Raw genomic sequence first — 14,219 nt, 5'->3', positions numbered from 1 at the left:
AACTCCCAACCGGTTACAAATAGTAGAAAGAGCCAAGGGTCTGATGTTTATTCCCAGAAAGGAGGCAGAACCGGCGCTCCTCCCCTGAATAAATTCAGGGGTATCCGCGCCGGGTTTTGATTATGAAAATTAAAATTGATGACCACGATAGAACATTTGAATGTGTACTGCACTTTGCGGCAGTTATCGGAGATGAATTGGTTGCCGCCAGCTTTGCCGGCCCCGGGACAGCCACACACAGCATTCCCCACAGCATTATTGCCGGCAGGAGGACTGTCATCACGGACGATAACGGCAATCCCGTTGAATACTTGAGCCCGGTGAAAAACAACTACGTTTTTAACACCGGGAAGGCGGGGGACGCGCACCACTGCGTTATACTCTCAAAGGACGCCATTTTCAGCGAGGAAAGCAAAAATCCCGTGATACTTGCCCCCGACGGCGACATCGCGAAGGCGGTGGGGGAATACCTGGTGCAGAGGTTCCCCGTGCCCGGAGAATATATCAGTGACTACATTAAAATACTTGATTACAAGAAAGCCCGGGTTATTCGTGACCTTAGCATGGAAACCTGGAAAGATTTAAAAGTTATCCGAATAACATCTGTAAAACACGCCTCCGGTTCAGGGTTAACCGAGGAGTATCTCCTCGAGGGAATAAAAGCGGCCCAGCGAACCGGAATACTTAAAATCCCTCATGTGGAAATCGACGGCAAATTTGACCCGTCGTGGACCATGAAAGATTATCTACGGGCAAACGCGGCAACGCTTTCCGATCAAATCAAAAGCATTAAACCGCGCCACAACCCGGACACGGACAAATTAGACCCCGCGATAGGTCAAATGGACAGGATTCCATTCCCGGCCCAGGCCCACGTCATTCAGGGTCTTGTTAACACGCTTCAGGAGCAGAACATGGCCCTGGCCTGCGGAGACATGGGCACCGGCAAAAGCATTATCTCTCTCGGCGTCTGCAATGCAATACACAAAAGACTTAACAGGGGTATTTCAGTTTTATACTGCGGCCCTGGAATCATGATTCCCAAAATGCACAAGAAGGAGATCAAGGAAACGCTCCCGGACGCCACCGTGCAGGTTATCCGAAATACCAAAGATGCCTTGAGATATTACAGAAAGATTAAAAACGGCCATAAACCCAAAGGGATTGAATTTGTTCTGGTCGGCATTGACCGGGCAAAATTGGGGCCTGACCCGTGGTGCGCAATGATATGGAAAAGGGTTGCCGGTGCAAAATATTACGCCTGGCACTGCCCGGACTGCGGCCAGCCGGTCATCAACCCTAAGTCCAAGGAAGAAGATTACCTAAACTGGGAAGATGTTCTGCAAAATAAACCGCTGAAAACGGACGAACCGGAAGACGACCCTGAAGCTGGTTTCGACGGTGAGAAAACCGAACCTGGTAATGAGACCGGGCCGGAAAAATTGAAGAATCTTCTCCCCAACGGCCTTCCAAAGGATTTCTCTCCCAAGTGGAAACTCCCGGCCAAAGTGAAAAAATGCCCTGAGTGCGGCGCCTCATTGTGGAGGCCCGCACTGAAATCCAGGGGTGAAACCCCCAACAGGCCGCGATGGTTTGTGAGCTTTATCCTCAGAAAATTAAAAAGGCATTTTGACCTTTTCATAATGGACGAGGTTCACCAGACCAAGGCTTCGGATTCCGGACGCGGCGACGCCTTTACCCAGCTCCTGAAGGCATCAAAGAAAACCCTCTGCCTTACGGGCACTCTGGTCAACGGCATGTCCACCAGCATCAAAGAGTTAATTTGGAGGACTGACCCCAGGTCATTACTGAGAGAAGGTTTTAATCACAAGTCGGGAACCGTGGCCTGGGCCAGGAAGTACGGCGTCCTGGAACGGACAATCCGCACTTCCGATGAAGATGAGGGAGTTATAACAAGGCGCAAAAAGAACGAGCTGCAGCCCAGGGAGCGTCCCGGCATTGCCCCCGAGCTGGTGGCCAATCACCTCCTGCACCGGGCGGCTTTTCTGGAACTGGGTGACCTGGGCCTGCCCCTTGTAGAACTAAAAGAAATCCCTACGTTTATTGCTCTCGACGATGAACACAGGGATTTGTACAGCGATTTTCACAAACGACTTCACAGCGCCTGCACAGAAGCGTTCATGGAGCACAAGTGCAGGGGAGCGTTTGCCAGGTTCATCCCGGCCACAATCAACTATGCCGACGCGCCGCACCTTGGCGCTAAAGTGGAAATTCAAAAGAACGGCAAAACGCTTTTTACCGTTGAAGCGCCGGAGCTTGACTATATCCACGCCAAGGAGCGCGAACTGGTCAGGCTGGTAAACGAAAACCTCGCAGAAAACAGGGGTTGTATTATTTACTGCAACTACACGGACAGCTACGCTATTCACCACAGGTTGAAAGATGTGCTTGAAGCCCACGGCATAGAAGCCCACGTCCTTGAAAGCCATGTGAGTCCTGAAAAGCGGGTTGAGTGGCTTGCCGGGAAGGAAGAAGAGGGGGCCAAGGTTATAATCTGCAATATGAGGCTGGTTGAAGTCGGGCTGGATTTGCTGCCGTGGCCGACTATCATATTTTACCAGCTCAATTACGACATAAACGTGGTACGGCAGGCGTCAAGGAGGGCCTGGCGGATAGGTCAAACTAGAGAATGCCGAATTTATTATTTGGTCTACGATGGCACACAGCAGGCCGACCAGTTCAGGGTCTGCATGTTGAAAAGGGCTCACGCCATGCTTGCGGAAGGACGCCTTGACCGTTCCGAGCTTTCAAAATTTGGTCGCGACGGCCATACGTCCCTGGCCGCCGATATTGCGAGTTGCCTGCTTGATGAGGAAACGGCCGACAAATGGAAAGAGCTGGCCAGGAGGGACCTCGATGAAGGCGTTGAGCTGGTCGAGGAATCAAAATTTCTGGACATTCTTTCCAGGGCACAAAAAGAACTGGCAAGACAAACGCTGGAGCTTTGCGGCTTCACATCCAAAGAAATTAAAGATGCCCTTGGTGAAATTGAAGTTGAAAAACGGCCTACCGTTCTTGAGCTTGCGGCATTCCTGCCGAAACGCAAGAAGCGCAGGCGTAAACCAAAGGTACTGGAAGGCCAGCTAACACTGTTTGATGTTGTGTAGTCCAAAAAAGCCGGGAATACGCGCATTGCGTGCCTCCCGGCTTATTTTTTTTCAAAGGAGGTTATCCGGTGATGATGGACGACGAACTCAGCCGCGAAGAAAAACTGTTTTGGGTTATCGACGGAATGTTAAGCAAAGCCGTTCCCTTTCTGTTGGGATTCACGGTGCTATACCTGCTGGCATATCTGGTTAATTTCTTGCAATAGGGAGGGTTAAAATGGCCAATGTGAACATTCAGAAACTATACACCAATTTAAAAGAAGTTAAAGCATATAACCCACCCTACAGCATCGAACACCACCGTTTAAGGCAGATATTGCTTTCAATATACAGAAGCGACTTCGATTTTTCCGCAGTAACCATAGAAGAACTCGAAAGATTAATTGATATTTACAACAATGAATACGACTACGATATAAATGCAATCGAAGCTGATTTGGAACAAACAAACGAAATAATTACAGCATTGCAAAGTATCCCACCAAGGAGAGTGCGAAATGCTTTTATATAAAAGCCCGAGTTGGATGGCCTATGCCCTGGAAAATATACTTGCTCTAAAGTTACTGCATGACAGAGGTTTCAATGTCGGTGCTTTGGGTGAAATCATGGAAGGAATTATCGGCAGGTTTTTTAACATCATGTTCGGCCAGGATAATGTTATCTGGGACGAAGTGAACATCGACCCCCCGCCGGAAATGGCTCAAATGGATGAAGATAGCGAAGAATACTTTATGTTGCAAGAGTATCTGAATAGGGATCACTATGATGTGAAAGTGAAAATTGCAGGTCTGGGGGATATAGTTAAAGATCCTCAAGCCAAAAAAACGCTAATGAAAATCCTCCAAAAATTAGTGCCACCTGAAGAAGAATACGTTGACGGTGTGTTCCCATGGTATGAATACTTTGTCAATGTATCCTGGCTTCAAAAAGAAAACCAAATAACAGGAATCAGGTTCCACTTTGTTGATGTTGTGGATGGATGCTGTGACGACGAAGCCCCAGCAAGTGTACTCCGCCATCTCAAGATAATAATAGAATTTTGGGACCAGCTACAATTTCAAAAAGAGGTGCAAAAAAGTGTTTGAGCATATTGATATCAGGATAACCTCTGAAGGCTCTGTCTTTATTGTTGAGCAAAATGACACAATAAGACGAAAGCAAATTGAACCCCAATCGCTTCTTCAGTTAATTAAAAACTCGATTGACAAAAACGAAGTTGTCGATAAATACGGTAGTCCCGCACTTCCCAAGAACTGTATATACTACGGAGTTTTGGAAAGGTTTGCGAGCTCCCCCACACAAGTTGTGGTGATAGAAAGGGATAAATGCTCCAAACCATATAACCATATTGGGGACATTATTTTAAATGTTGGCTACCCGAAACTGCTGTTTGCTTACAAAATTCAGAACAACAATGTAATTTCTTCGGCTGTTGTGGCCGCAAAAGATGAGTTTATAAAAAACAACAGCGCCGTTTATCATTTCCCTTACGGCAACGTATTTGCAGATGGCATAATTTGTTGGGGTAATTACAGGCATCCGCAACTTGAAGAACTGGCCAACCTCACATTTTACCCGGAGCTGTTTTATTTAATTGAACATACTCACCCCACCAACGCAGTTGGGCAAGCTGTCGTTGACTTGCTGCATAAAGGCAAAAAATTTGATGATAGTAAGCTGGTTTTAATGACCACATTTAAAAAATTCATCAATCAGTTTACCAATTCAAAGGGAGGTTTTTAAATGACTGAAAAAAACCAAGATATTCAATTATTTGGTGCTGATACCCAGTTTGATTTATTAGATCTGGCCGTGACGGAAAACCCGCAGAACGAGCAGTTAAAGAAGAAAAACCAGAAGAAAAAGAAAAATAATTCCTGCGGAGCGTCCATAAATACCGCTGGCAAAACAACAACACCTTCAAAGCCCAAGGAGCCTGAAAAGGACCTGGAGCGGTTTGTGGTCCTCGCCAACGACAATGAGCAGATGACCTTTCCGGCGGAAATGACGCTGGAAGAAATCCGCGTTGAACTTGAAAAACAGTACCCTGCCTATACTCAGCAGAATACTAACTGGTACTTCGAGAAGCAAGAGGACAAAGGCCGATACCTCTGTATCCCGTCGTACAAATTTAACAAAATGGGGTAAGGCCATGCAGGAGATACTGAAAAAATTTAACAACTGGCACATCGTTTTGGTAGGATGTGGCGGCACCGGGTCTAACCTGGTGCCCCACCTGGCCCAACTAATTTACTCGTTAAAGTCGGAGAAAATATCGGTTGTGTTGGCCGATCAGGATATGGTTGAACCCGATAATATAGGGCGCCAACTGTTCATTGAGCCAGAAATAGGCGAAAACAAGGCCGAAGTCCTTCAAATGCGGTACTACACGGCCTGGGGGATCGACATAAGTTACCACCCGTACTATATAACTGAAGAAAGCGTGCTAATGAAATTACTTGCACCACCAGTAAATGTTCATAAAAAAATACCAGCTATGCCTATACTTTTAAGCTGCGTGGACAATAATTTCTCTCGCCGGATTTTCGATAAGGTATTCAGGGAATCGGAAAACCTTATTTATCTTGATGCCGGTAACAGCGAGTTTGTCGGTCAGGTGGTAATGGGATTCAAATATGAAGGCAAAACGCTGTTGAAACCGGCTGCGGATTATTTCCCGGATATATTAACGGAACAAGATGAAATTCAGATTGGCGGCACTTGCTCAAAAAATATAGTAAAGCAACCCCAAAGCCTGGTAGCCAACTTGTGGGCAGCAGTTTCGCTGTTAAGTTTTTTAAATAACATTATAACTCTCAAAGAAGTACCCGTTGCGATGGCAACATTCAACGCCCGCAATATAATTGTCCGCCCGAAATACGCGAACAACCCTTCCTGAAACAGGAAGGGTTGTTTTTGCGTTTGCCATAGAAAAACTTAACAATGGACAGGAGAAACCGGATTAAGTTCCGTTATCCTGTCCAAAACAATCTCAGCTGCTAAACCAAAATATTGCTCAAGCGTTCGGATTTGATCATCGCTAACCGGGTAACTAACGAGTTTCTTAACGAGGTCCTCGGGCATAAGTAATTCCGAAGCAAAAACCCGGGCCTCCCGGTCCAAAATTTCAAGCTCCGCGTCGCTGAGCGTTTCAATTACGGAACCAAATATTATTCTCTGCACTGGATAAATCTCAAAATGCCCGAGATAAACATGGGCAAATTTTTTAGTGGCAACCCACCTGATCTCTTCGTCCTTTTCATAAGGGGGGAGAAGAATTATATGATCATCTCCGCATTTAACTACGGTGGGTTCACACAGGTCCAGTATAAATTCCAACCTCACCTGCTGAAATTGAAGTAATTTATTAACATCAACCGGGGGACGAAGGTTTAAAATTCTGCTTAACATCTTGGCTTTAGCCATAACATATTTGTGTCTTATCTCAGTCGGCCTCATTCCCGTCCCCTGACCGTTCCTCGGTGGTTTTTCTTTCTTTTTCCTTGATAATATTTTCAATTACATTATGTATGATTCTCCGCTCCGCCTCGTCCATCTTATGGTAAGCTTCCCTGATAAAAAATATTTCTTTTTTAATCTCATCTTTTTCTTCCATTAATATAATATCAGTTGGGACATTCACCCTGCCCACAAGGTAATCTATGGAAACCCCCAAATAATCGGCAATCTTTGATAATGTTTCAGCAGATGGATATATGGCCCCCTTCATGAAATTATAAATAGATTTTTTTGATATGCCTAAATTGTCTGACATATCGGCTACCTTGACATTTTTGGATTTTATTAATTTTGTTAATCTTTGCGGAAAAATATCTTTCATAATAATTCCCTCCAGATTCAAAAAATATTTGACATTAACCCATTAGGTTACTATAATTATTTATAGATAATCTCATTCTGCCAGTCAGAAATGGGTTATTTTTTAATGCCTTTAAAAAGTTAAAAAAATGTTCCTAAATGTTTATACGCAGATGCTGCCTTATTCTGGGCAGCTTTATTATTTAAAGGAGGTATAAAATGGAATTACCAAAAAGAAAGAGAATCGTTAATCCTGCTGCCATTAAAGCAGCTAGAAAAAAATTTTGCCAAAACTGTGGGGCCTACAATGAAGAAGGCTGGCATGTCCATCACATTAAAACCAAGGGTTCCGGCGGCGATGATGTAGCAGAAAATTTGGTTACATTATGCCCCGCTTGCCACACCAAAGTTCATTCCGGTGAACTATCAATCGAAAACATTATAACAAAGGATTTACCGGGTGTCGAGGAATTAGTACAAATATTTGCCAATTATAAAGAGCAGGAAGAAGCAAGTAAATGGGAACAGGCCGCCGCCCTGGTCATCTTGTATACTGGCTTGAAAATGAATATTAAAAGCATTTCTTCCGAAGTTGGCTTGTCCCCTGCAATGATCAGGGAAATGATAAGGACATTTACCGCTTTCCCCGACGAGAGTACGCGCGTACTCGAATTAAGTTTCTACCATCACCGGTTGGCAAGTAAAACTCCAGACCCTGTATATTGGATAAACCTGGCGGCTGATAATGGATGGAGTACTAGGCAAATGAGCGATGAAATTAAAAAGTCCGGGTGCATTACGGAAAAAGCCAAAAGGGACTCCAGTATGTCTAAAGCGGAAAAAGCACTGAGGATGGTCAATGAAATATTGGAAGAAGAAAGCGAAGCTTCAGATTGGCTTTATGGTGAACTCCAAAAATTTTTCATGGAAGAAATAGCCAAAGTAAGCTAAAACAATCCTTCCCGGCCCCGGAATGTAACGGGGTTATTTTTTTGAGGGGGTGGTTATAATTGGAATGGCGCACTCATTTAATAACCGGGCTTACTGCAGGTTACTTAATAACAGGGGCTGATGTTAATTCACTGTTGGTTGCCGGGGTTGCCGCATTGCTGCCCGATATTGACCATCCAAATAGCTATATCGGCAGTAAAATCCCCATCATCCCGAGCCTGATCAAAATAACTCTGGGACACAGGGGACCTCTACACTCCATTTCCGCAGCCGCATTTATAACACTGGCAGTAACGATTTTCGGCGGGCCTTCCCTGGGTATTGTGGCAGGCGTTGGATACCTGGCTCATATTTTGGGGGACATGTTAACCCCATCGGGTGTCCCGCTCCTGTGGCCGGTGCTGTCAAAAGATATTAAATTGCCGCTGGTTAAAACCGGCGGATTATTAGAGCGATTCGTGGTTTTCCCCGGCCTGTGCCTGGGATTAATGTTTTTAACTGTTAAATTGTTTTTTAGATAGGAGGTTATTGGTATGCCTTTGGCAAACTGTGGTTTTTGCCCCAATACGGACAGGGATTTACATATCGCAAAAAGCCGTTATTACAAATATAAGAAGAAATTGGGAAAAACTATTAAGAAAGGAACCGACCTGGACGAACAAATATTCCTTGATTTTTTAAAAGCGTCGATAGAACTGAAAAAAATTAATCATAAAGGCAGAATCAAGTTCGTACAAAAAGATAACGCAACCATCGCCTGGGTCCAATATAATGACCTGGACATGGATACCTTCCAAAATTATCTTGTAGCCGACGCCTTTTTAACTACGTCTCAACTCAGCCAGTTTGCGGAAGACCCGTTTAAGTTTATGCTTCCAAATACGGAGCCCAATAACGTTTATGTTTACGGCATGTTTGACAGCTTTGAAAGTGATGTTGCCCCACACATTATTAAATTACATCACTGGGGCGCACAATCAATAACTTATTTTGGTTGGAACTCTCTAGCGAACGAATATATGCCAATTGACGCGCTGGATGCCGTTTTCACATTAGTTAAAATAGTTAGCGAGCCCGCTCTGTACAAGGATTTTAAGCAGAAAATCAAAGAAAACAACAATGGCCTATACGATATTAAAAGCCTCGCTTACATCAAAAGCCTTAAAAGGATGGCTTTGGCCTTCTAAAAAGGGGGATTCCTAAAAATGTTCAAAACAACAGCTAAACTTAGAGGAAAAACCTGGCCTGTCACAATCAAATCTCTCGGAAGGAATAACTACATTGTCTCCGGTCGAAGCACTGAACTGCGGTTGGCAATTAGACCATCGCATGATATAGGCGGCGGAGAATGGCTGGTAGCCGAGCTTAATTATAACAGATGCGGATGTTTAAATGCCCAAAATTGGCATGCCGAAGATATTCAGCAGTATATCGGGCTCGAAAACCTTGTAGATGCCGCAACCTTGGCTGCCGCCCTAAATATACTGCTAAAGGGGGGAGTTGATGTCTGAGGCACAAGAATATACCGGTGTCCTGACTGAATTCATTTACAGAAAAGAAAGGTTCTCTATATTCAGGTTCCGGTCGGCCAATGGAAGTTTCACGGCACTCGGTGAAGTTTACAATATTAATAAGGGTGATAAAATTTTTATCCGGGGAACCTGGGAAACACACCCGGTTTATAAAAAGCAGTTCAGGGTCAAAGCCTGGGAAAAGATCGTTCCCACAAGCAGGGAAAACGTAATCGAAGCATTATCTTGTGGACTTATAAAAGGAGTAGGCCCCGTTATGGCTGAAAGAATTGTTGATAAGCTAGGGGTAAACGCTTTGGAAATTATCCTGGAAAACCCTGAGCCACTTAAGGAAGTCAAGGGCCTTAGTCCCAAAAAAGCTGCAGAAGTTGCCCAGATGGTTGCCCAGACTTATGATGCACTAAGAGTAGTTGCAAAACTGGTAGGTTGGGAAATAACCCAAAAAACAGCTTTCCGCATATATAAAAAATTTGGGCGCTCCGCCCTGGAATACATTCAGGCAAATCCGTACTGCTTAACTAACGTGGAACAAATCGGATTTATCAAGGCAGACGAAATCGCCAGGAAGATCGGCATTGATAAAAACTCGCCTTACAGGATCAAGGCGGGTATTTTATTTGTTTTAAATGAAGCATTATGGGACAACGGCCACACTTACTTGCCCCTGGGCGAACTCATCAGGAAATGTATGGAACTGTTAAATAAAGACGACGCCTGCGTATCCGAACAGGATATAACAGAATCGGTAAATGAGATGGACAGCGTAATCGTACAGGAACACCGGGTATCGTTGAAATGGGTGGTTCATTACGAAAAGAGTTTGGCCCAAAACATAAAAAGGCTCAATAGAAAAATATCAGATATTAACCCGGCTCCGGTTATTCAGTGCTACGAGGCAAAGGAAAAAATAAAGCTGACTGACGACCAGAAGCAGGCAGTCGTTATGGCTTTAAACCACGGCCTGTCCGTCCTGACCGGCGGCCCCGGCGTAGGGAAAACGGCCACCATCAAGGCCATTATCACAGTATATAAAACGATAAATCCCGGCCATATTATAAAGCTCGCCGCGCCCACCGGCAGGGCCGCCCGCAGGATAACCGAGGTGAGCGGAAAAGAAGCCACGACCCTTCATAAACTCCTGGAAGTAAACCGTGAGGGCCGTCCATCGTTTAACAAACATAATCCCCTGTCATGCGATCTTCTAGTAGCTGATGAAATGTCCATGGCGGACCTGATTTTGGCCAAAAACCTCTTTGAGGCAATAAAAACCGGAACGAGGGTCCTCCTGGTGGGGGATATTGATCAGCTCCCCTCGGTCGGGCCGGGAAACATACTAAGGGACATTCTGAGTTGTAACAATATTCCCCGCGTCACTTTAAACAAAGTATTCAGGCAGGCGGCCAAGTCGCAGATCATTGCCAACGCCCACCGAATCAACAAGGGACAGCAGTTGATGATCGACACATCAAAAACCGATTTCTTCTTTTTCGAGAGAGAAGAACCGGGGGATATTATCAAGTGTATCCTTCACTGTATCAGTAAACTTGAATATGACGTTGCCGACATCCAGGTATTGTCGCCGCTAAAAAAGGGTCCCCTTGGGACTCAGGAACTAAACAAGACCATTCAGGAAGCCATCAACCCCAAAGGCCAGGCAATAAAATATTCCGACAGGATATTCAGGGTTGGAGATAAAGTAATCCAGACCAAAAACGACTATGAAATGGGGGTATTTAACGGCGATATAGGGGTTGTCAAAAAAATCGAGGGCTCCAGTATGTTTGTGCAATTTAACGGCGATTTGGTTAAATACGGCTACGGCCAGCTGAACAACCTTGAACTGGCCTACTGCATAACGATTCACAAGAGCCAGGGGTCGGAATTTAAAGCGGTGATCATTCCGCTCACGTCCTCACACTATATAATGCTGGCCAGGAACCTGTTATACACGGCAATCACCAGAGCCAGGGAAAAAGTAATCCTGGTCGGGACCAGGAAAGCGTTGGCCATAGCCATCAGGAACAATACGCCAGTAATGAGGTATACCAAACTGAAAAACCTTCTTTGATGGATGCCCGGAAAAGGGCATTTTTTTATTTTATCAGCTTATTTGGACAACTTCTTTGGACATGCTTCGACACATATCTTTTTTCAGGGAGGTGTTTAAATGGCGCAAAAAAAGAATGATAATGACTGGAAAATAATCGTCGAACATACAGGCACTCCTGAACAACAGAAGAAAGTGATAAAAGAAGCATACCGTTATTTAAGAATGTGCTCATTAAAAAGGGAGAAAGTCCCTGAATGTAGAAACGTAGTACAAAATTAGTTTTCATTCGGGAGTGTCCAATTTGTTTGCTATAATATATATCAGAGTATCCACGGAAGACCAGGTTAAGCACGGATACAGCCTTGAAGCACAGGAAAAATTATGTATGGAAAAGGCATTTCAACTTGGCTGCACAAAGTATATCGTTTTTAGAGATGAGGGCATTTCAGGGGACATTCTAAACAGGCCCGGTTTGACAGAAGCAAGGAAGCTCATCCGCCAGGGAGGCGTTGATTACTTCATATGCCTTGACCCTGACCGGTTAGCAAGAAGTTTGACGTTACAGCTGGTTTTAACAGATGAAATCGAAAAGGCTAACGTCAATATAGAATTCATCAATTTTGAATGGAAAAATACTCCTGACGGAAAACTGTTCGCGCAGATGCGAGGGGCCATAGCCGAATATGAAAAAGCCAAAATCAGAGAGCGAACAAACTCTGTTAAAATAGAAAAAGCAAAAAGCGGGTTGCTTACCCACTTTCCCGGAACTTACGGATACAAGTATGACAAACTGTTAAAGAAAATGCTTGTTGATAAGGAAGAAGCACGCGTTGTGCAGATGATATACAACTGGTTTTTGGAGCCCGGCAAATATACCGGCCCCCAGGAAATAGCCAACCGCCTCAACGACCTTCAGATAAAACCTCCCCGGGGCGAAATCTGGCACCGTGTAACAGTCCGGCGCATACTTAGAAACCCGACTTATACGGGAACACTGTACCTCCGCACTATTAATGCTGAAGGAGTAAAAAACAACCGCTACAAACCACCGGAAGAAAGAATATCAAGAAAACCCCGCCCGCGGGAGGAGTGGTGCAAAACTTCAGTACCCGAAATCATACCCCAGCATGTATGGGAAGAAGCACAGCAGCGGTTCGAGGAAATACGCAGGAAAAAACCCGGCAAAACTGTTGCTCAATATCTGCTTAGCGGGTTGCTCAGGTGTGGTTTTTGCAGCTGCACACTGCACGGCAACCTTGTAAGCAACGGTAAAAGAAACAGAAGGACTTACAGGTATTATGTTTGCACCGCCAAAAGTCCCGGTATCCCTGGAGTCGATAAGTGCAACTCCAGAAATGTCCCGGCTGACAAACTTGAGGAGACAATCTGGAACAAGGTTAAACAATGGCTTTTGAATCCCGAACTGCTCGCGGAGGATTTAAAGTCCCGGGATGACGAAAATAAGCTTAAAGACGCCCAGCAGGAGCAGGCTGGTATAAAAAAGCAAATAGAAGAAGTCGTAAACGAAAGAGTTAGAATTTTAAGGTTATACCAAAAGGGAAACATTCCGGAAGACCTGGCGGATTCCATCCTCAAAGAAATTAACGACCGCGAATCAAGGCTCAAAAAAAGGATGAACGAAATAGAAGAAGAAATATTAAAACATAAAATATCCAATCAGGAAATAGCCAACATTAAGACCGCCTTAAAGGAATACGCCAGGAATATTGACAACCTGGATTTTGAAGGGCGGCAGTATATTATTCGGTTGTTAATTAAAAAAGTTATAGTTTATGACAACTCGCTGGCGATCAAGGTACAAATACCACCTGTGAAAAAACCTGAAAAAGCAGCAAATATGCGTGCTGCGGTAGGGTTTGACAGTAGTAACAACGCCCCATGTGGTGGACCCGAAAAACCCGGGTGCCGTCGATGAAATTATTCATTTGGGCGATCACTGGAACGTGCAGGGTCTAAGATCCAACAAAAAAGAAATATTAGCTTGCAACAAGGAGGTTGGCAGACTTTTTAACCGGGCCTACGCTTACCTGGCGGCAGCCAAAATATTTTTGAACGAGGTCAAGTTTTATTATGCCGGCACGGGCGCTTTTAACGTGGGCAGATTCGACCGGAAAGTGCTGGAACTGGTGCATGAAATATTCGAGGGTAAAGAGCGCCAGAAAGATAACCCCAGAGCGCGCCACCTGTTTGCCACCGCCATCACGCCGGACGGCCCGGTCAGCCACCTGGGCACCATCGTTGACAATATCGGCAAAAGGTATATTATTGAAGGAGATGACGGCACCGGTAAAAATACTTTGGTGTACCGCCTGATGGAAGTCGCCATGATGAGGGGGTTTGATGTCGAGGTTTATCACTGCTCCCTGGAGCCGGAACTGATTGACCACCTGGTGATTCCGGGATTGGACACCGCCATCGTCAACTCGGTGGAGCCGCACGATTTCCGCCCCCGTAACGGCGATGTGATCATTGACACGATAGAATGCGTCAACCCCATCATTAGTGAAAAGTACCTGGCGGAAAGAACTACGGCCCGTAAAATGTACCGCCAGTGCATGGAACAGGCCATCTTATTTATCAAGCAAGCCAAGGCTGAACACGATAAAATGGAAAAATATTATGCCCCGTACATGGACTTTGACGCGATAAACGCCAGGCGCGAAAAAACCCTGGCCCGTATCCTCGATCTGGCTGAAGAATATAAATAAAACATTAATT

17 protein-coding genes are annotated in these 14,219 nt (G+C 45.0%); 15 read left to right on the top strand and 2 right to left on the bottom strand.

Features of this window, described 5'->3' with window-relative positions:
* The first annotated feature begins 122 nt into the window (after positions 1–122).
* The 7 genes from IT084_RS10460 (at position 123) to IT084_RS10430 (ending at position 6,027) form a co-directional block, all read left to right on the top strand.
* Entirely contained in the window at positions 123–3,128 is a 3,006-nt protein-coding gene (locus IT084_RS10460) for a helicase-related protein (RefSeq protein WP_195712804.1), read from the top strand.
* Between the two features lie 68 nt (positions 3,129–3,196).
* Positions 3,197–3,334: a hypothetical protein gene (locus IT084_RS10455; RefSeq protein WP_195712803.1), complete on the top strand. Its 138-nt coding sequence runs from the start codon at positions 3,197–3,199 to the stop codon at positions 3,332–3,334.
* Positions 3,335–3,345: 11 nt separating this feature from the next.
* Positions 3,346–3,639, top strand: a complete 294-nt coding sequence (locus IT084_RS10450) for a hypothetical protein (RefSeq protein ID WP_195712802.1) — start codon at positions 3,346–3,348, stop codon at positions 3,637–3,639.
* Positions 3,626–4,213, top strand: coding sequence for a hypothetical protein (locus tag IT084_RS10445; RefSeq protein ID WP_195712801.1), 588 nt, complete (start codon positions 3,626–3,628; stop codon positions 4,211–4,213). The genes IT084_RS10450 and IT084_RS10445 overlap by 14 nt, the downstream gene beginning before the upstream one ends.
* Positions 4,206–4,871 carry a hypothetical protein gene (locus tag IT084_RS10440; RefSeq protein ID WP_195712800.1) on the top strand — a complete coding sequence of 222 codons (666 nt, stop codon included), beginning with the start codon at positions 4,206–4,208 and terminating at the stop codon, positions 4,869–4,871. Before IT084_RS10445 ends, IT084_RS10440 begins: the two co-directional genes overlap by 8 nt.
* Positions 4,872–5,276, top strand: a complete 405-nt coding sequence (locus IT084_RS10435; RefSeq protein ID WP_195712799.1) for a hypothetical protein — start codon at positions 4,872–4,874, stop codon at positions 5,274–5,276.
* A 4-nt stretch (positions 5,277–5,280) separates the two neighbouring features.
* Entirely contained in the window at positions 5,281–6,027 is a 747-nt protein-coding gene (locus tag IT084_RS10430) for a ThiF family adenylyltransferase (RefSeq protein ID WP_195712798.1), read from the top strand.
* Between the two features lie 38 nt (positions 6,028–6,065).
* Here IT084_RS10430 and IT084_RS10425 read toward each other — a convergent pair whose 3' ends face one another.
* Both IT084_RS10425 and IT084_RS10420 read right to left on the bottom strand, forming a co-directional pair.
* Complete coding sequence (locus tag IT084_RS10425) at positions 6,066–6,647, bottom strand: ImmA/IrrE family metallo-endopeptidase (RefSeq protein WP_195712797.1); 582 nt, start codon at positions 6,645–6,647, stop codon at positions 6,066–6,068.
* Positions 6,574–6,969, bottom strand: a complete 396-nt coding sequence (locus IT084_RS10420; protein WP_195712796.1) for a helix-turn-helix domain-containing protein — start codon at positions 6,967–6,969, stop codon at positions 6,574–6,576. Before IT084_RS10420 ends, IT084_RS10425 begins: the two co-directional genes overlap by 74 nt.
* Before the next feature lie 197 nt (positions 6,970–7,166).
* On the opposite strand from IT084_RS10420, the gene IT084_RS10415 reads away from it, so the two are divergent.
* The 8 genes from IT084_RS10415 (at position 7,167) to IT084_RS10380 (ending at position 14,209) form a co-directional block, all read left to right on the top strand.
* Entirely contained in the window at positions 7,167–7,898 is a 732-nt protein-coding gene (locus IT084_RS10415; protein ID WP_195712795.1) for an HNH endonuclease, read from the top strand.
* Between the two features lie 59 nt (positions 7,899–7,957).
* Positions 7,958–8,419 carry a metal-dependent hydrolase gene (locus IT084_RS10410; RefSeq protein WP_195712794.1) on the top strand — a complete coding sequence of 154 codons (462 nt, stop codon included), beginning with the start codon at positions 7,958–7,960 and terminating at the stop codon, positions 8,417–8,419.
* 12 nt (positions 8,420–8,431) lie between these two features.
* Complete coding sequence (locus IT084_RS10405) at positions 8,432–9,085, top strand: hypothetical protein (RefSeq protein ID WP_195712793.1); 654 nt, start codon at positions 8,432–8,434, stop codon at positions 9,083–9,085.
* A gap of 18 nt (positions 9,086–9,103) precedes the next feature.
* Complete coding sequence (locus IT084_RS10400; RefSeq protein WP_195712792.1) at positions 9,104–9,409, top strand: hypothetical protein; 306 nt, start codon at positions 9,104–9,106, stop codon at positions 9,407–9,409.
* On the top strand, positions 9,402–11,498 hold the full coding sequence (locus IT084_RS10395) for an ATP-dependent RecD-like DNA helicase (RefSeq protein ID WP_195712791.1): 2,097 nt from the start codon (positions 9,402–9,404) through the stop codon (positions 11,496–11,498). Before IT084_RS10400 ends, IT084_RS10395 begins: the two co-directional genes overlap by 8 nt.
* A 99-nt stretch (positions 11,499–11,597) precedes the next feature.
* Positions 11,598–11,759 carry a hypothetical protein gene (locus IT084_RS10390; RefSeq protein ID WP_195712790.1) on the top strand — a complete coding sequence of 54 codons (162 nt, stop codon included), beginning with the start codon at positions 11,598–11,600 and terminating at the stop codon, positions 11,757–11,759.
* A gap of 22 nt (positions 11,760–11,781) precedes the next feature.
* Positions 11,782–13,416 (top strand): recombinase family protein, encoded by a 1,635-nt coding sequence (locus IT084_RS10385; RefSeq protein WP_195712789.1) that lies wholly within the window; start codon positions 11,782–11,784, stop codon positions 13,414–13,416.
* Positions 13,358–14,209, top strand: a complete 852-nt coding sequence (locus tag IT084_RS10380) for a hypothetical protein (RefSeq protein ID WP_207744520.1) — start codon at positions 13,358–13,360, stop codon at positions 14,207–14,209. Before IT084_RS10385 ends, IT084_RS10380 begins: the two co-directional genes overlap by 59 nt.
* Positions 14,210–14,219: the final 10 nt, after the last annotated feature.

Origin of the sequence: Desulfallas sp. Bu1-1, assembly GCF_015594625.1 — a bacterium.
GTDB lineage: Bacteria > Bacillota > Desulfotomaculia > Desulfotomaculales > Desulfallaceae > JADNRQ01.
Note: the sequence above shows the minus strand (reverse complement) of the source record. Positions and strands in the feature narration are given on the sequence as shown.